Origin of the sequence: Micromonospora sp. 050-3 (assembly GCF_046549335.1) — a bacterium.
Classification (GTDB): domain Bacteria; phylum Actinomycetota; class Actinomycetes; order Mycobacteriales; family Micromonosporaceae; genus Micromonospora; species Micromonospora trifolii.
Genome location: NZ_JAJPVX010000001.1, coordinates 3,110,101 through 3,128,269 on the forward strand (window position 1 = coordinate 3,110,101; position 18,169 = coordinate 3,128,269).

Here is an 18,169-nt window from a genome sequence, read left to right on the forward strand (position 1 = left end):
CTGCGGGTCACTGGTTCGTAACCTAGGCTCCCGAATGTCCACATCGACGGCCCGCCCTCACGCCGTGCCAGCCACCGACCTCGCACGCCGGCCATCGCAACCCTCGACGCCGATTGGAGTATTCGATGACCTGGCGTCCAACCATTGCCGCACTGGCCGGCCTGTGCCTGGCGGTCAGCGCCACCCCATTGCCCGCCGGTGCTGCCGCCGACGCTGCGCATGTCAGCGCTCACGCCGCGCTCGCCGGTCCGCCCGGCGCACCGCCCGGGGTCTGCCCGACGGGGGTCGGTTACGGCCCGCCGCTGCCGGCCAGCACCGTGACGGCCCCGCGAATCCAGGGCGGGTTCACCTTCCTCGAAGGGCCGGTCTGGGTCGCCGACGGCGGCTACCTGCTGCTGTCCGACATGACCGCCGGCACCGGGCCGTACAACGTCCAGCCGTCGACGATCCGCCGGTTCATCCCGTCGGCGAGCTTCGACACGTTCATCGCCGACGCCGGCAGCAACGGCCTGGCACTCAGCGCCGACGGCCAGCAGCTCGTCGCGGCCACCCACGACCAGCGGAGCGTGTCCGCGTACCGGCTGAGCGACCGGGCCCGCAGCACCGTCGCGGCGAACTACCAGGGCCGGGCGTTCAATTCGCCGAACGACGTCGCGGTCCGATCCGACGGCGTCGTCTACTTCACCGACCCCAACTTCCAGCGCGGCAACCGCCCGGACCAGATGAGCGGGCGTACCAGCGTCTTCCGCGTCTCCAACGGGCAGGTGTCGCTGGTCGACGACCGGTTGCGCCAACCCAACGGCATCTCGCTCTCCCCTGACGGGTCAGCGCTGTACGTGGGCGCCTACTCCGAAAACAAGATCTACAAGTACGCGGTACAGCCCGACGGCAGCATCGGCGCCCGCAGCGTCTTCGTGAACTACATCGGCGGCCCGGACGGCGGCACGATCGACTGCGCCGGCAACGTGTACTGGACCTCGGGCGGGGACTCCCTGGTCCACGTCTACTCCCCCACGGGCACCCAGCTCGGCACGATCCGGTCCGGCGGCTCCGGCACGACAAATGTGGCGTTCGGCGGCCCCGACCGGCAGACCCTCTTCGTCACGTCGGGTCGGTGGGGCGACTCCGGGCTCTACAGCGTGCGACTCAACATTCCCGGCTATCCGTACTGACCGACGGCTGGATGGCGCGCCGCCTCCGTCGTAGCCCGACGAGGCGGCGCGCTATCCGGCGGTTGCGGCGATGAACACCACCGCCCCGACCACCACCAACGCGGCGGCCAGGAAGGTCTGCCGGCGGGCCCGGCGCAACGCCTCCCGGACCTGCCAGGCGTGCGCGGTGGCGAGCAGCCACCGCAGGTACGGGTCGGTCCGGGCGATGTTGCGACGCGCGGTGGCGAGCCCCGCTCGGAGGGCGGCCCGCTCCTGCGGCGAGGCCGTCGACAGGCGGCCGGTGATCTCCGCGGCGATCCGGCGATGCCGCAGCAGACCGTCGACGTCACCGGCGTACCCGCCGAAGTGGTACCAGGGCTCGGCCTCCAGCCGCTCGCGCAGGCCTTGCAGCTCCGGTCCGCCGAGCGTCGCCGGCGTGGTCATCGGCGGGACGAGCACCTCGCTGGTCCGCCAGATCGCCCAGGCCACACCGAGCAGCGTCACCAGCAGACCGCCGCCCGCCCACACCGCGTGAACCCAGTCGGTGACCTTGCCGGCGGCGATCAGCGGGCCACCGCCGAGCAGCAGCGCGCCGACCGCGCCGGCCGAGGAGATGATCCACCGTGCCGCGGCCCGGCTGTCCGCTACCGAGTCCAACGGGGACGGCAGCGCGTCCAGCCCCGCGCCGCTCGCCGGCGACTCCCCGCTCATCGGTGGTCGTCGCGGAAGACGACACCCAGCGGGCCGTGCTCGTCGTCGGGCAGATCGGTGTACGGCACCCAGCGCTGGCCGTCGAAGAACTCCAGCTCGCCGCTGTCGTTGATCCGCACGGCGTTGACTTGCGCGAGCTCCTCAGGATCGTCAGCCATGGATACAGTATCGGTCAGTCCGGCAATCCGCCCCGGCGTCGGGTCGTCCGCCGGGCGACCGCAGGGGGCGTCTGTGATCCGGTTGACCGTCAGCGCGACCGACGTGGCCCTGACCGTTCGGGGCGACCGGCGCCGGCACCCGGTGGGCCCGGCCGATCAACGCACCGCCGACCTGCTCTGGCGGCTGCGCGGCGGCCCCTCGGTGGAGCTGTCGTACGAGGTGGGCGTCGCGCTCGGCCGCCGCTTCCTCGACGCCCCCGGCCCGGCCCTGCGCGCGGAGCTGGCCCGGCCCGGCCGGCACCGGCTCGGCATCAAGGTCGTCGACCCGGCCCTGGCCGACCTGCCCTGGGAGACCCTGGTGCTGCCCGGCGAGGAGCTGCCGCTGGCGCTGCGTCCCGACGTCGACGTCTGCCGGACCGGTCCCGACACGCCGGCGCCCACGGTCCGGGTGGACGGCCCGCTGCGGATGCTCGCGGCGATCGCGAGCCCGGACGACTCCACCCAGCCGCTGCTGGACCACGAGCGGGAACTCGAGCGGATCCTCGGGGCTGTGGAACCCGGGCACCGGCACGGGGTGCGGGTGCGCGTCCTGGAGTGGGGCAGCGCCGCCTCGATCCGGGCCGCCCTCGCCGAGGAGCCGTTTCACGTCCTGCACGTCTCCAGTCACGCGCGCCCCGGCGCGTTGCTGCTGGAGACCCCCACCGGCACTGAGGATCGCGTGGACGCCGCGCGGTTCCTGGCCGAGGTGCTGCCGCCGGGCCGGACCGTGCCGTTGATCGTGCTGGCCGGCTGCTCCACCGCCCGGCAGGATCAACGGGAGCTGCCCGGACTGGCCAGTGCGCTGCTGGCCCACGGCGCGCCGTCGGTGCTGGCGATGAACGGAACGGTCAGCGACGAATACACCATCGAGTTCTGCGCTCGGCTCTACGAGCGGTTGGCCGCCCGCGGCGAGCCGGAGCTGCTGGCGGAGGTTTCCGCCGTACGCCGCGAGCTGGCCCCGACCGCCGCCGCGTGGTGGATGCCGACGCTGTTCCTGGCCGACCCCGGGCTGCGGCTGGCCGGCGGGCGGGACGGCGCTGCCGTCGCCGTGCCGCCCGGCCAGTCGCTCGTCGGGGACGGCGTGGTGCGCGCCCCCACGGACTTCGTGGGCCGCCGGGAGATCCTGCGCCGGCTGTCCCGGGGAAAGCTGCGGGTGCTCGTCCACGGGATCGGCGGGATCGGCAAGACGAGTCTCGCCGCAGAGCTCGGGCAGCGGTTCCGCGACGTGGGCGGCATCGTCGTGGCGACCCGCGGCGACGCCACAGTCGACGGGATCCTCGACGAGCTGCGCCGCCAGGTGGAGGGACGCAGCGGGGGTGCGGCCCCGGACGACCCGGTGCGGCGATGGCTCGTCGCTCTCGCCGAGCCGGGCCAGGACTGGCGGCGACGGCTGGACGCGATCGGCACCGGCGGCCCGCCGCTGCTGCTCGTCCTCGACAACGCCGAGGACGCCCTGGACGCCGAGCACCGGTTGGCCGACACGGACCTGGCCGCGTTCCTCGCCGCCTGGGCGTCCCGCCACGAGCTGGTCGTGACCAGCCGGCACCCGTTCCCGGTCGTCGGTCTCGAAACCTGTCACCTCGGTCCGCTCTCCTGGCAGGAGACCCGCAAGCTGCTCTGGCGGCTGCCGGGCGTCGGCCAGCTGGCGCCGGCGGAACAGCAGCGGATGTGGCACCGGCTGGGTGGCCACCCGCGCGCGTTGGAATACCTCGACGGCCTGCTGCGCGGTGGCAGCGCCCGATCCGACGAGGTCGCCGGCCGGCTGGCCGCGGCCGGCGGGGGCCGGGACGCCGGGCCGGCGGAGGTCGGCACGCCGCTGGCCGAGGCCGGCGCGCTGGCCGCCGAGGATGTGCTGCTGCCCCGGCTGCTCGCCCGCCTGGAGGCCGTCCCGGCGGCCCGTCGGTTGCTGCTCGGCGCGGCGGTGTACCGCACCCCGGTAGACCGGACCGGCCTCGCCTGGCAGCTCGCCGATCCGGCGGACGGCGGCGACCCACCACCGGAGCCCAGGGGGCTGGACGAGTCGGTCGAGACGCTCTCCCAGCTGGGGCTGCTCGCCCCGGTGACCGGGGGCCACCTTGTGCACCGATGGACGGCGACGAGCCTGCTGCGGATCGCCGGCCGCGACGCGGTGCTGGACGCGCACCGCCGGGCGGGCCGCTACTGGGGCTGGCGGGCCCGGTCCAGCACCGACCAGCACGACTTCATCCGCCGGGCCGTCGAGGCGCGGTACCACCACCTGGCCGCCGGTGACACCGACGAAGTCGTCACCTACTCCGAGCTGGCCTGCCAGGAGTTGCACGCGGCCGGGCACTGGGCCTGGGAGGAGAAGATCTGGCGGGAACTGCTGCCGATGGCGCCCCCGCGCTCCGCGCGCTATGCGAGCTTCCTCAAAGGACTCGGCGACGTGCACCTCAGCCGGGGCGAGTACCCGCAGGCGACGCAGCGCTACGAGGCGGCGCTGGCCGTCTACCGGGAACTCGGCGACGACAGCGGGGTCGGCAAACTCCTGCACCAGTTGGGCCTGGTCGCCGACAACCGGGGTGACCGGGCGACCGCGGACCGGCTGTTCCAGGAGGCGTTGACGATTCTGAGCCGGCTCGACGACCGCTCGGCGGTCTCCCGGACCCTGCACCAACTCGCCGGCATCGCCCGCGGCAACGGCGACGCCGAGCTGGCCATGTCGCGTTACCTCGAGGAGCTGGCAATCGCCCGGGACCTCGACGACCTGGACGGGATCGCGGCGAGCCACCACCAGATCGGCGTACTCGCCTTCGAGGCCCGGGACCTCATGAAGGCGGAGCAGTGCATCCAGGTGGCGATCACCACCTACGGACGGTTGGGCGTCCGGGTCCAACAGGGCAGCGGGCTGGTGATGCTCGGGCGGATCGCCCTCGCACAGTTCGCGTACGAGACCGCCGAGGCCCGGGTCCGCGCCGCCCTGAAGATCTTCGAGGAGGTCGGCAGCAACGGTCACATCGCCGAGTGCACGCTGCTGCTCGGCCACCTCTCCCGCGACCTCGACGACCTCGAATTCGCCGAGAGCTGCTTCGCCCGCGCCCGGACGATCGTCGCGGCCCTCGGCGAGGACCCGCTGCTACGCCGCTGCGACGAACTGCTCGGCGGCGTCCGAACCGTCCTCGGCCAGGCCGCCGAGGCGGTGCCGCACACCCTGAACGCGATCGGCGGGGACGACCAACCGCCGCTCCAGTCGGCCCTGGAATGGCTGGCCGTGCAGCGCCTGGAACTGGGAGCGCAAGCCTTCTCCGCCCTGCTGGCCCGGCACCTCGACCGCCGGCAGGCGGCGCAGCGGACCGAGTGGGTCGAGGCGTACCTGCGGTTCCGGTTCGACGGATCCCACCCGACGCCGCTCGGCAGTGGGTACGTCCTGCTCGCCATCGCCGCCGCCCAGGCGGGCGAGTTCGGCACCGCCCGGATGTGCCTGCTGCGGGCGTTGCCGATCTGCGCCGCCGCCGGCTATCGCGCGGGGGTCGCCAAGTGCCACGAGGACCTCGGCCGGGCGGCCCTGGAGACCCGCCGGCTGGACGAGGCCCGGTCGCGCTACGAGCAGGCGCTCGAGGTCTACCGCGTGCTGCGCCACGAGCCCAACCAGGCCATCGTCCTGCACCAGCTCGGCCGGGTCTGCGAGGAGCAGGAGGACCTCGCCGGAGCGGACAAGTTCTACCGCCGCTCCATCGCGATCAAGAAGCGGCTCGGGAACCCGTCGGGCGTCTCCAACAGCACCTTCCACCTCGGCCGGGTCGCCGGCCTGCGCGGCGACCGGGCCCTGGCCGAGCGGTGCTACCGGACCTGCCTGAGGATCGACCGCGAGCAGGGCAACTGGGAGGAGGTGGCACTGGACCAGGTGGCGCTCGGGCAGCTGCGCGTCGAGCAGGGCCACCCGGCGGAGGGCATCCCGCTGATCGTCGAGGCACTGAGCATCGACCGGCAGATCGGGTCGACGAACGCGGCGCTCGACCTCAACGCGCTGCGCGAACTGCGGGCCGGGCTCGGCGACGAGGCGTTCACGGCAATCCTCACCGACGCCTTCGGCCCGGCCCGCGCCGTCGAGGTGCTCGACCTGATCGCGGTGCTACCGACCGCTGCCGAGCCGACCTGAATCCATCCGGCCACCCGTACACTCGGCTGATGGCGAACCGCCCGCGGCACCGGGGTCGATAGACCGATGAGGGCGCCGGGCGTAGGCACCGTGATCTTCGATTTCGATGGTGTACTTCTGCGCGGGGACGCATTCGGGCTGTTCCTGCGACGCACTGCTTTCACGGGTGCTCGGCTGCCGCTCGCCGTCGCCGCGCTCGTACTCCTCGCGCCCGCCGCCACCATCCCCGCCTGCCGCCCGTGGGCGGCGCGGTGGGTGAGCCGGATCGGCTTGTTGGGGCGGAACGCGGACGAGTTGCGGGCGGAGCTGGAACGCTTCGGTGCCGACCTCGGCGGAGAGCCGGGGCGGATCATCGGGCCCGGTCTGCGGATGATCCGTACCCACCTCGCCGCAGGCGACCGGGTCATCGTGGTGACCGCCTGCGAGCACACCCTGGCCCGCGCGGCGCTCGACGCGATCGGCCTCGCCGGGGTCGAGCTCGTTGCCTCGCGCATTCGCGGGCCGAGGCTGATCGTGCACAACCACGGGGTGACCAAGATGGCGCAGCTCGCCACCCAGGGGGTGAGGCCGCCGTGGCGGGTGGCCTACAGCGACTCGCTGTCGGATCTGCCCATCCTTCGCGCCGCCGAGCAGCCCGTGCTGGTCAATGGGAACGCGCGTCAGGTCGCCCGGGCGCGCCGGTTACTCGGTGCCCGGCTGACCACCGTCACCTGGACGGGTGGCCAGGGCCCGGGGGAAATCTGACACCGTGAGCCGTCACTGTCGCTGGGCCGCTGGCAGACAACGTCATCTGCCGGAGCGGCCCAGCGACCCCCCACCAACAAGCGACGGCCGGGCAGGGGCGGTCTGCCGCCACCGACCCAACACGCGAGCCACACCGCGGGAGGAGCCCCCGTTGTGCTCCCCGCGGAGCTAACCCCTCCCACCGATGGCCCCCCGGGCTTGGCCGGCCGGACCACACGCTCATCCGGCGCGCAACGGGTGTTGAGCCACGTGAGGTCGCACTCAACACCTGTTGCTCCAAACAGGAGCGAGCATACGCTCACGTTCCGTACAGGTGTCAACATCTGTTTTGCCGCACCGCACATCTGCGACACTGTCGTTTAGCGGCTGGAGGGTGAAGAATGATGGTTGACGATTGGCACGCAGAGCAGGAGCTGCCACCCCTCGACACCCTGGCCGCGAGGCTGGAATACCTGTTCGACAAGATCCGCCCGACGCCCGACGAGCTCGGCGACTCCGACGAGTCCGGACGCAGGTACACCAACAGGGAGATCGCCGACAAGATCAACGAGGTGGCCGCCGAGACGGGCGTGACGATCAGCGCCGCCTACATCGGAGAGTTGCGCCGCGGTGTGGCCAGCGATCCCCGTACCTCACACGTCCGCGCCCTGGCTACCGCCTTCGGGGTCAACTCGGGCTACTTCGTCGACGACGCGGCAGCACGACGAACAGCGGACCAGCTGACGCTGCTCAACGAGCTACGCCAGATGGACGTCAAGCAGGTGGCACTGCGCCAGGTGCTCGCCGACAACGGGCTCTCCGCGACGGACACGCAGCTCATCGAGCAGATGGTGGACCGACTGCGAGCCGTGGCGGCCGGCACCGGCACGACCAGTTCCGCGCCGGCCGATCGCGGCTAGCCGTGCAGATCCTTCGGTGGCAGTACACCGACGAGCAGGAGACCGCTGACGTGAAGTTGCACCGACTACGTAGGCGCTGCGAGCAGATGGTCGCCGAGCTTGAGGTGCCCGAACCCTTCGACATCCAGAAGCTCTGCGACGCCCTCGGCGAGCGGCGCGGTCGGCCCATCCACCTGGTGCCGATCAAGCTGCCGGCACACACCGTGTGCGGGATGTGCGTGCCGACCGGCGACTTCGACGCCATCTTCTTCGAGCAGGACACCTCGCCGCTGCACCAGATGCTGATCATCGGCCACGAGTTGGGTCACCTGCTCGCCGGCCACCAGGCCACCGAGGTGCTGGACGCGGACGCCTCCCGGCTGCTGCTACCGGATCTCGACCCGCAACTGGTCCAGCGCAGTCTCGGCCGCAGCAACTACGCCGCAGCCGAGGAACGCGAAGCTGAGATGATCGGTTCCCTGCTCCTGCGGCGGGTCCGCGGCAGCCGCAGCGACGCGGACGACGCGCCGCTGACCGGCCAGGACGTCGAGCTGTACGGCCGGCTGCGGCACTCACTCGAACATCCCCACTGGTAGCGGCGCGATGGACACCGTCCTCTACGCCGTCTGCGCCGCGGCCGGCTGGATCGCCCTCGGGTACATGGTGCGACTCCAGCGCCGGCACCCCAGCCACGCCCGCCGTGCGATCTGCTTCGGTCTCGGCGCGTTCGCGGCCGGGATCACGGTCGCCATCCCACCCATCGCGACGGCGATCGACCAGATCTCAGGGCTACCCAACCTGGCCAAGGTCATGGCCCACGCCGGCGCGCTGACCATCTCGGCGAACGCCGAGCTCATGCTCCTGCACTTCGCGCTTCCCCCGGCGACGGCCACCGCCCGGGCCCGCAAGTGGATCTGGGTCACCGCGTGCGCGTTCCTCGTCATGGTCGGCCTGTTCGCCTACACCCTCACCTACGACGACCCGGTGCTCCTGACCGTCGAGTATGCGACGGACCCCGTCGTCACCGCCTACCTGCTGATCTTCCTGTTGCTCGGCTTCTTCGCCTACTGCTTCGACATCGCCCGGCTGTGCTGGGGCTTCGCGACGATCTGCGGGCGGCCCTGGTTGCGCCGTGGCCTGCGCATCACAGCGGTCGGCGCCGCCTTCGCGCTGCTCTACAGCACCAACAAGATCGGCTATCTCGTCGCCTACTGGGCCGGCTACCAACCGGCCGGGGAACGACAAATCGCCGCGGTCCTGGTGACCATCGGCGCTCTGCTCATCACGATCGGCCTCACCATGCCGGCGTGGGGACCCACCCTCAAGATCACGCGACGGTGGGAGGACTACCACTCCTACCGGCGGCTCGAACCACTCTGGCGCGACCTCGTCGCGGCCTTCCCGAACTCGAACTCGAACCCGCCCTGCGCCGACGCCGCACGGCCGTCCGCGACACCGACTACGCGCTGACCCGCCGGGTGGCCGAGATCCGTGACGGCCGCCTGGCGCTGCGCCCGTACCTGGAGACCGGTGTGACGGCGCTGGCCGCACAGTTCGCCGAGCAGGCCGGGCTGACCGCCGAGGAGCGGCAGGCGTCCATTGAGGCCGCCCACCTGGCCTGCGCTCTGCGTCGCCACGACGCCGGTCTGGTGGCCACGGCCCCGCAACCAGCCGACGAACTGCACCGCCCGGACGGCGGCTACGCCGGTGAGGTCGCCTGGCTGACGCTCGTCACGGAGGTCTACGCCCGCTCGCCGGTGGTGGCGCGGACGATCGCCGCGACCCGAGAACTCACCGCCCCGGGCACCCCACATCACAGCGCTGGAGACGCCCGCCGATGAGACGCCGCTACGACAACCTGACCCGTACCCGTGCTCTCGACCCCGAGCGCGACTACCTGCACATCTACCAGACAATGCTGCGCTACGAGTTTCCGTGGGACATGAAGCTCGGGCTCAACCTCGCCTTCAACAGGTCGTTCTCCATCCCCGCCATCGCCGCGGTGCACACCGCCACGGGCGAGCTGACCGAACGCACCCAGAAGCGGATCGACGACACCGGCCTGCTGATGTACGAGATGGTGCTCAACGGCTTCGAACAGCCTCGGGGCCGCGACGCGTTGCGGCGCGTCAACCAGATCCACCGCCCGTACGACATCAGCAACGACGACTTCCGCTACGTCCTCGGCTGCCTGGTCGTGATCCCCACCCGCTGGTTGCAGGAGTACGGCTGGCGCCAACCCTGCTGCCACGAACGTCACGCCACGTACCTGTTCTACCGGGAACTCGGCCGACGGATGGGCATCACCGACATCCCCGGGTCGTACGACGAGTTCGAGACCTGGTTCGACGCGCACGACACAGAACACCTTCAGCCCAACGACGACGCGGCGGCCATCGAACGCGCCACCCGCATGCTGATGCTCACCCGGATCCCGCGGATCCTCGCGCCACTGGGAAACGCACTGGTCAGCGCCCTGTACGACGCGCCGCTGCGGCGCGCAACGCGGGTTGACACGCCGGCCTGGCCGGTCCGGGCGGGGTTGCACCTGGCCTTGCGGACGCGCTCGCGGTTGCAGCAGTGGTGCGGGGCGCCACGGACGACCGCGTTGTTCGCCGACGGGATCAAGGCCAAGAGCTACCCCGACGGGTACGAGATCAGCCAGCTCGGCCCACACCAGGACCGCGTGCGCGAGTAGCACCTCGGCAACGCTGGCGTCGTCGGCCCGGACGGGCGCCGGGCCCCGTGCTGCCGGCCAGGGGGTCGAACGGACGTCAACGACGACCGGGGCGCTCTGCGTGACAGCGCCGCGGCCTCATTCCGCGACCGTACTCAGGTCAGCGGTAAGCGACTCCGCTGGCCGGCAGTTGTCCGACGTTGTTTGTCCGACCCCTCGATGACCTACCGGCCAACCAGCCGGCACCCCACGGTGGTCGTGGCACGAACCCAGTGCACTCACCCTACGAAGCACCGAGGGAGTTCTCATGAGACGACGGTTCGCAGGAGCATGTCTGGCGGTGGTGGCGGCGGCCACGTTGTCGGTCACCGCCGGCGCCACGGCCGCGTACGCGGACCAGGGCTGGATCGGCCAGTGCTACCCGAACGCGTACGGCGGCTGGTGTGACGGCAACGGCCCGGGCTGGACGTACGCGGGGTACGTCCGGTGCGCCGCCCAGTCCAGCGGCAGCACGGAATACCTCGGCCCGTCCCGTTGGGCCGGCGACCGTCGGGGCTCCACCGCCAAGTGCACGCTGGGCACCTCGTACAAGTCCGGTGGCGTCAAGGTCTTCTACCGCGGCGTCCTCGTGAACACCCACCCGAACTGACCCTCCAACGGAAGGAGTCCCCGGTGGGGACCAGAAAGAGAATGCTTCGTGGCCTGCTCGCCGTGGCTGTCGCGGCGGTGTTCGGCTTCGCCGCGCAACCGGCGGCACCTGCTGCGGCTGCGGCACCGAGGGGCAACTGCTACCTGACTGGTGACCAGCAGTTCGCGCAGTTCAGGGCGCAGATCAAGGCCTTCGAGAAGGAGGGCAGGCTGAGCCGCGACGTGGCCGACGCAGTGACGTGCGACCCGCGCACCGCCCAGCAGTACTACACCTACGACGTCAAGACCGAACAGGTCGCGGCGCCGATGTGGCTCTCGGGCTGCAAGCAGAGCACCAAGTGGACCATCACCTGGAGCCTGGGCGGCGAACTCGGCGGGCACAGTCAGAGCCTGAACTGGTGCTGGAGCCAGGTCACCCACAAGGTGTCCGACTGGAACGGCATCTGCAGCGGCTACACCACCGGTTGGGGCACGACGAACGGGTGGCGGTGGGAGGGCTGCAGCCGCGACACCTTCAACCCGTACACGATGGACGGCTACTACCCGGCCGGCATCCACCACTCGACACAGGGTCACTGGTCGAACCTCGTGCCGTGGACCACCGACAAGTACCTCAACCTCGATATCTGGGGTCACTGGGACGGCACCTGCGACACCAAGTACAACTCCACAATCCGGAACTACTGCTGAGGCGTGGGTGGTGCCCCGACATCGGGGCACCACCGCGCGGTTCAGCGCTGCGACGACGGATCACATGACGGCCGGTAGGGCGCCGACGGCAGGTTGGCCGCCCACTCCCGCGTGGTCAGGGCGCGGCCGGCCACCTCGCAGACGTGCGCCCTGGCCGCTCGGACGTCCAGCGCCCAGGTGATGATCCGACCGTCCTCGGCCCCGGAGATGAGCGTTTCGGGGGCGAGGAAGGCCAGGCCCCGGACCCGGGCGGTGTGTCCGGTGAGGGTCGCGATCCGCTGCCGGGTGACGACGTCCCAGAGGACGATCGTGTGGTCGTCGCCGGCCGAGGCGAGGGTGCGGCCGTCTCGGCCGAAGGCGAGGACCTGGACGGGGGCGGTGTGGCTGTCCAGGAGCGCCATCTGACGGTAGGTGGCGGCGTCCCACACCTTGACGGTGCGGCTGTCCCCCGCGGTGGCGAGCAGGCGACCGTCGCCGCTGACCACGACATCCTGGATGGCGCCCTGCTCGGTGTCGATCCGCTCCAGCAGCTCCCCTGTCGAGACGTCCCAGACGTTGAGGAAGCCGCCCACGCTCGCCCCGACGAGCCGGCGGCCGTCCGGCGTGAAGAGCAACGAGGTGACGATGCGCGACGGGTACGCCGAGGTCAGCTCGGCCGGCCGTGCCGAATCCCGCACGTTCCAGACGTAGGGCCGGAGCGCGGCCGTCGCGACGAGGCTTCCGCCGGGGTCGAACGCGACGTCCGTGGAGGCGGCGCTGGTCCTCGACTGGAAGGGCCGCATCGCGTGGCGCCGACGCTCGACGTCCCAGATGACCACCATGTTGTTGCGGGTGACCGCCGCGATGAGGCGTCCGTCCGGGCTGAAGGCGATGGCCTCGACCTGGTCGGGGTGCCCGCCCAGGGTGGCGGTCCACTGCCCGTGCCGGTCCCACAGCCGGACTGTCCGGTCCTCGTGCGCGGAGGCCACCGTGTTGCCGTCCGGGCTGACTCGGACATCCTTCACCTTCGCGGTGAAGCCCCCGAACGCGGCGTCTGGCACCCCGTGGACCACGATCGTGCCGTTGAATCCCGCCGAGGCGAGCATCGTCCCGTCCGTACTGAGCGCGACGGCGACCGTCTCGGTACGGCCCCGGTCCTGGTATCTCTGGACCGGCTCCCGGCGGTGCAGATCCCAGACCGTGACCGTGCCGCTCTCATCCGCCACGGCCAGCTTGCCGCCGGCCGGCGCCGAGACGGCCCAGGCATAGTCTCCGGGCGGCGGCAGCGGCGGAAGGGGGACAGCTCGGCCGCCGTCGAGGTTCCACAGATGCGCACCGTGACCGTCCGCGGCCCCCGCGAGAAGACGTCCGGTGGAGCCGAAGGCGACCGAAGCCACCCCCTCGCCCCGCAGGTGAGCCGTCGGCCTGGCGGTGGCCACGTCCCACACGATCGGGTGCTCGTCGGCGTTGGTGGAGGCGAGGAGCACGCCGTCGTGGCTGAAGCTCAGGGACGTGACCGGGATCCGATGCCCGCGCAGCAGTGTTCGCGACCCGGTCGGCAGGTCGTGGAGCGCGACGTCGCCGGCTCTGGTGCCGGCGCTGTTCGGGTCGGCGCCGAGCGCGACAGCGATCTTCGTCCCGTCGGTGCTGACGGCCATGCCGGCTGCGGCGCTCTTCTCCGCGAAGGATGCCACCTGCTGCCGGGTACGGGTGTCCCACACGATGACGGAACCACTGGCACCGTCGAGGCCGAGCGTCACGAGCAGTTTGCCGTCGTCGGCGAAGGCGACCCGGGCGGCGCGGCCGGCATGGCCGGCTAGCGTGGCGATCTGCTCTCCCCGCGTCGGGTCCCACAGGCCGATGGTGCCGTCACCGGCGGCGGCGGCGAGCAGCGAACGGTCGGGGCTGAACGCGACCGAGTAGATCGACGGTCCGCCGACGTTGAGCGCACGCCGCCGGGGCGCCGCCGAGGCGCTGAGCACGGCACCGCGGGTGTCGGCGTCCGGGTGCAGGTCGTGCGCCTCGGCGGCCAGCAGCCCGGCCAGGTCGGGGTCGGTGACGAGCAGCGAGCGAGCGCGCAGCGCCAGTTCGCCGGAGAGCGTGATCTGCTGCTGACGGCGGGCGTCCTGGCGCTCCCGGACCGCCTGACCACCGGCGAGTACCGCGACCACGAGCAGCACGGACACGCCCACGACGAGTCGCTTCAGCACCCGACTGTGGCGGCGAGCGCGGTCCTCCTCGGCCGCCGCGAGGGTCGTACTGGCCTGGAGGAAGGAGGCTTCGAGCTGATTCAGCTCCTCGGGGTGGTCGTCGGCCCAGGCCCGGGCGGCCAGCAGTTGCGCGCCCCTGAACAGCGCGCCGGTGTCCCGCCGCAGCGCCGACCAGGTGTGGGCGGCCTCGGTGACACGCCGGTGGAGGAACAGGTTGTCCCGATCGTCGGTGAGCCAGCGATGCAGCCGGGGCCAACCCCGGATCAGCGCCTCATGGGCCACCTGGACGGTGCCGTCTCCGAGGACGACGAGACGGGCCTGGGCCAACCGGTCGAGGACCGTGTCGATGACGGTCTCGTCGGCGATGCCGTCCAGCTCGATCCGGGAGATGGGCCGCCGGGTGTCGTCGGTACCCTCGCCCAGCGCCGTGAGCCGGAGAAACATTCGGCGGGCGGCCTGACGCTCCGGTCGTCCGAACTCGTCGTACACCCGCTCTGCGGTCTGGGCGATCGCCCCGCGTACCCCGCCGCTCGCCTGGTACGCGGCCAACGTCAGCGTCGCCGCGCTTCGGCGGTGCCAGACTTCTTGGAGGACGTGCGAGACGAGCGGCAGTCCGCCCGGCTCCCCGTCGGCCTCGGCCAGGATCGTGGTGAGCAGTTCCGGTTCGACGCTCATCCCGGCCAGCGCCGCCGGACGGGTGACGATCTCGCGCAGGTCGGTTACGCTCACCGGCCCCACCAGCACCTGCGCGTCCTCCCCCACCGCATCGGCCAGTCCCGGGTACCGCGTGAGCTGGGCCAGGAAGTCGGCGCGTAGACCGATCACGACAGTGGCGCGACGGTCCTCGCCGCGGCTCGCGTCAAGCAGCGCCGTGACGAACCGACCGCGCTCGCCCTCGTCGGCGCAGAGCGTGAAGACCTCCTCGAACTGGTCGACGACCAGCAGGACCCGCGCATCGCCGGGCCCGGCCGCCAACACCGTGCGCAGCGCGATGTCCAGGGCGCCCGGCTCGTTGACCAGGTCCTCGCGTACGAGGTGGACATCCCTACCGGACAACTTCGCCACCTGCTCGGACAACGCCCTGAGCGGGTGCTCGGTCGGCGTCATCAACATCACCCGCCATCGTCGCGCCGCCTGCGGGTCGCTCGCGATCGTGCCGAGCAGCCCGGCGCGCAGCAACGACGATTTGCCGCTTCCGGACGCCCCGAACACGCCGATCAGCGATCCCCGCTCGACGTGCCGCAGGAGTCGGTCGACCAGGCGAGCGCGGCCGAAGAACCACTCGGCCTGCTCGGGCTGGAACGGGGTCAGGCCCTGGTACGGGCAGTGCTGCTCGATCTCCGCTGGCCCATCCGACACGTTCGTCGCTGCCGCGGTCGCCGTCCACCGCGAGCGCCAATCGTCGATGTCACCGTCGCATGCCGCGACGTACGCCAGGGTCACCTCCAGGGTGGCCAGCCGGTCGCCCTTGGCCGCCTCCGCCAACGTGCTGGCCGAATAGTGCGCCCGCCGCGCGAGTAGGCGGTAACTGGGGTTGCCCGCCCGTTCCCGCAGTTGGCGGAGTTGCCAGGCCAGCTTCTGGATCGGCCCCGACGCGGGATCGACGGGCTTCTCGGGACGACCCAACGCCGGCACCTCCGGGTCTGATGTCCGCACGGCGTGCGGATCCGGACCAGGGGCCGCGCGCCCGTGGTTCCGCAATGGATTCTAGGAACCCATCGACCGGTCTGATCGACTCGGCCGGGCGGGATCAGCGGCACCGCCGGGAACCGACAGGCGAGTGGGGCCGGCCCGCAGACTGTCCGCTGGGGACAGTCGGCGGACCGGCTCTCAGCGCACGTCGGTGGTGGTCCAGCGTGGGGAGGCGTTGGTGACCGGGACGGTGTCACCGACCAGCGTGGTCAACGCCTGGGCGTCGCGCCGCGCGCTGGTGCCGACCCAGAGCTCGACGTCGCCGGGCTCCACGACGCGGGTGAATGTGCGGTCGGAGAAGGCCAGGCGGGTGGTGGGCACCGTCAGCTCGACCGTGACGGACTGGCCCGGTTCCAGGTGGACTCGCCGGTAGCCGAGCAGCTGCGCCACCGGCCGGGTCACCGAGGCGACAACGTCGCGACCGTAGAGCTGGACCACGTCGTCGCCAGCGACCGCGCCGGTGTTCGTCACCCGCATTGTCACCCCGACCGCCCCGTCGACGGGCACCGTGGTCGGCACTGTGAGGTCGCCGTACGCGAATGTCGTGTAGGACATCCCGTGGCCGAACGGCGCCACGGGCGTCGCCGGCAGGTTGGTCACCTCGTTGCCCGCACCGAGGGTGGGGTGCAGGTAGGAGTACGGCTGTGCGCCGGCCGACCTGGGCAGGCTGACCGGCAGCCGGCCCGACGGGTTGACCCGCCCGGAGAGCACCCCCGCGATCGCCCCGGCGCCCTCCTCGCCCGGGAAGAACGCCTGCACCACCGCCGCGCAGCGCGAGAGCGCCCAACCGATCGCGTACGGCCGGCCGGTGACCAGCACGAGGACGACAGGTGTGCCGGTTTCCAGCACCGCCTCGACCAGTTCGCGCTGGACGCCGGGCAGCTCCAGGTCGTCCCGGTCGCAGCCCTCGCCGACCGTGCCGCGTCCGAAGAGGCCGGCGTGGTCGCCGACGACCAGGACGGCCACGTCCGCGCCGGAGGCCGTGGCGACGGCCTCGTCGAAGCCGGAACGGTCGTCGTCGTCCACGTCGCAGCCGCGTGCCCAGGTGACGAGGTCGCCGCCGAACTCGGCGCGCACGGCGTCGAGCACCGTCGGCACGTCGATGCCGGTCTCCACGCCGGGGTGCTGGACGAGGACGTGGTTGAGGAACGAGTAGCACCCGAAGAGCGCACTCTGCCGGTCGGCGTTCGGGCCGATGAGGGCCACCCGTCGCCCCGCGGGCAGCGGCAGCGCGTCCCGGTTGGCGACCAGCACTATCGATTCCTCGGCGAGCCGGCGGGCGATCGACCGGTGCTCGGGCGAGTCGAGGTCGATCGCCTGGGGCGGCTCGTCGCTGAAGGTCGCGTCGAGCAGACCAAGGTCCTGCTTCTGGCGCAGCACCCGCAGCACCGCGCGGTCGATCAGCGCCTCGTCGAGCTTGTCCGCCCGCACCGACTCCCCCAGGGTCAGATAGGCGTCGCCGGTCGGCAGTTCGACGTCGACCCCGGCAGTCAACGCCTGACCGGCCGCGTCCGCGTGATCGCTCGCCACGTGGTGCAGCAGGTTCAGGAACGCCACGCCGTAGTAGTCGGCCACCACGGTGCCGTCGAAGCCCCACTGGTCGCGCAGGATGCCGGTCAGCATCGTCGGGTCGGCGGCGACCGGAACCCCGTCGATCTCGGCGTACGAGTGCATGACACTGCGGGCGTCGCCGTCGATGATCGCCATCTCGAACGGGAGGAGCAGCACGTCGGCCAGTTCCCGGCGGCCGACGTGCACCGGCGCGAAGTTACGCCCGGCGCGCGAGGCGGAGTAGCCGGCGAAGTGCTTGAGGGTGGCGTGCACCCCCTGCGACTGCAGGCCGCGCACGTACGACGTGCCGATGGTGCCGACCAGGTACGGGTCTTCGGCGATGCACTCGTCCACCCGGCCCCAGCGGGGGTCACGGATCACGTCGAGCACCGGAGAGAGCCCCTGGTGCACGCCCAGAGCCCGCATCGAGGCGCCGATCGCCGCGGCCATCTCGGTGACCAGGTCGGGGTTGAACGCGGCACCCCAGGCCAGCGGGGTGGGGAAGGTGGCCGCCTTCCACGCGGACAGCCCGGTGAGGCACTCCTCGTGGACGATCGCCGGGATGCCGAGCCGGGTGCCGGTCACCAGGTCCCGTTGGAACTTCCACAACCACGACGCGCGTTCCGCCGCGTCCAACGGGCGGGTGCCGTAGGCGCGGGTGAGGTGACCGAGCCCGTGCCGGGAGAAGTCCTCGAGCTTGAAGGCGTCGCCGAACTCCCCCTGCAACGGTGCGACCGCCTCGCCGTCCTCCTTCTCCCAGAAGCCGACGAGCTGGGCGATCTTCTCCTCGATCGTCATCCGGCCGAGGAGGTCGCGTAGGCGGGCCTCGCCGTCCTGCCCGTCCGGTCGTCCGTGCCCCGGACCTGCCTGAGCCGGTGCCGGCCCGCCCACCACCGCGTGGACCTCAGTCATGCTGTGCCTTCC

12 protein-coding genes and 1 pseudogene are annotated in these 18,169 nt (G+C 71.7%); 9 read left to right on the forward strand and 4 right to left on the reverse strand.

What is annotated here, in order from left to right; translation table 11 throughout:
- Window positions 1-125 precede the first annotated feature (125 nt).
- Entirely contained in the window at window positions 126-1,172 is a 1,047-nt protein-coding gene (locus ACLJOK_RS14225) for an SMP-30/gluconolactonase/LRE family protein (protein ID WP_410818967.1), read from the forward strand.
- Between the two features lie 51 nt (window positions 1,173-1,223).
- Here ACLJOK_RS14225 and ACLJOK_RS14230 read toward each other — a convergent pair whose 3' ends face one another.
- Together ACLJOK_RS14230 and ACLJOK_RS14235 are read right to left on the reverse strand one after the other, a co-directional pair.
- The gene (locus tag ACLJOK_RS14230; protein WP_410818969.1) at window positions 1,224-1,862 is read right to left on the reverse strand and encodes a hypothetical protein; all 639 of its coding nucleotides are present in this window, start codon (window positions 1,860-1,862) and stop codon (window positions 1,224-1,226) included.
- Window positions 1,859-2,020 carry a hypothetical protein gene (locus ACLJOK_RS14235; RefSeq protein ID WP_354947746.1) on the reverse strand — a complete coding sequence of 54 codons (162 nt, stop codon included), beginning with the start codon at window positions 2,018-2,020 and terminating at the stop codon, window positions 1,859-1,861. The genes ACLJOK_RS14230 and ACLJOK_RS14235 overlap by 4 nt, the downstream gene beginning before the upstream one ends.
- Before the next feature lie 73 nt (window positions 2,021-2,093).
- Here ACLJOK_RS14235 and ACLJOK_RS14240 point away from each other — a divergent pair, with 73 nt between their 5' ends.
- The 8 genes and pseudogenes from ACLJOK_RS14240 to ACLJOK_RS14275 all read left to right on the forward strand — a co-directional run bounded on the left by ACLJOK_RS14240 (window position 2,094) and on the right by ACLJOK_RS14275 (window position 11,813).
- Window positions 2,094-6,176 carry a tetratricopeptide repeat protein gene (locus ACLJOK_RS14240; protein ID WP_410818970.1) on the forward strand — a complete coding sequence of 1,361 codons (4,083 nt, stop codon included), beginning with the start codon at window positions 2,094-2,096 and terminating at the stop codon, window positions 6,174-6,176.
- 90 nt (window positions 6,177-6,266) lie between these two features.
- The gene (locus ACLJOK_RS14245; protein WP_410818972.1) at window positions 6,267-6,920 is read left to right on the forward strand and encodes a haloacid dehalogenase-like hydrolase; all 654 of its coding nucleotides are present in this window, start codon (window positions 6,267-6,269) and stop codon (window positions 6,918-6,920) included.
- Between the two features lie 383 nt (window positions 6,921-7,303).
- The gene (locus tag ACLJOK_RS14250) at window positions 7,304-7,819 is read left to right on the forward strand and encodes a hypothetical protein (RefSeq protein WP_410818974.1); all 516 of its coding nucleotides are present in this window, start codon (window positions 7,304-7,306) and stop codon (window positions 7,817-7,819) included.
- A 2-nt stretch (window positions 7,820-7,821) separates the two neighbouring features.
- Entirely contained in the window at window positions 7,822-8,394 is a 573-nt protein-coding gene (locus ACLJOK_RS14255) for a hypothetical protein (protein ID WP_410818975.1), read from the forward strand.
- Between the two features lie 7 nt (window positions 8,395-8,401).
- A pseudogene (locus ACLJOK_RS14260) lies at window positions 8,402-9,639 on the forward strand (MAB_1171c family putative transporter).
- Complete coding sequence (locus ACLJOK_RS14265; RefSeq protein ID WP_410818977.1) at window positions 9,636-10,496, forward strand: oxygenase MpaB family protein; 861 nt, start codon at window positions 9,636-9,638, stop codon at window positions 10,494-10,496. The pseudogene ACLJOK_RS14260 and the gene ACLJOK_RS14265 overlap by 4 nt, the downstream one beginning before the upstream one ends.
- Window positions 10,497-10,782: 286 nt before the next feature.
- Window positions 10,783-11,124 (forward strand): hypothetical protein, encoded by a 342-nt coding sequence (locus tag ACLJOK_RS14270; protein WP_410818979.1) that lies wholly within the window; start codon window positions 10,783-10,785, stop codon window positions 11,122-11,124.
- 23 nt (window positions 11,125-11,147) lie between these two features.
- Entirely contained in the window at window positions 11,148-11,813 is a 666-nt protein-coding gene (locus tag ACLJOK_RS14275; protein ID WP_410818981.1) for a hypothetical protein, read from the forward strand.
- A gap of 41 nt (window positions 11,814-11,854) precedes the next feature.
- Here ACLJOK_RS14275 and ACLJOK_RS14280 read toward each other — a convergent pair whose 3' ends face one another.
- Window positions 11,855-15,628, reverse strand: a complete 3,774-nt coding sequence (locus tag ACLJOK_RS14280) for a hypothetical protein (protein WP_410818983.1) — start codon at window positions 15,626-15,628, stop codon at window positions 11,855-11,857.
- Window positions 15,629-15,832: 204 nt separating this feature from the next.
- Window positions 15,833-18,157: a glycoside hydrolase family 3 N-terminal domain-containing protein gene (locus ACLJOK_RS14285; protein WP_410818985.1), complete on the reverse strand. Its 2,325-nt coding sequence runs from the start codon at window positions 18,155-18,157 to the stop codon at window positions 15,833-15,835.
- Window positions 18,158-18,169 lie beyond the last annotated feature (12 nt).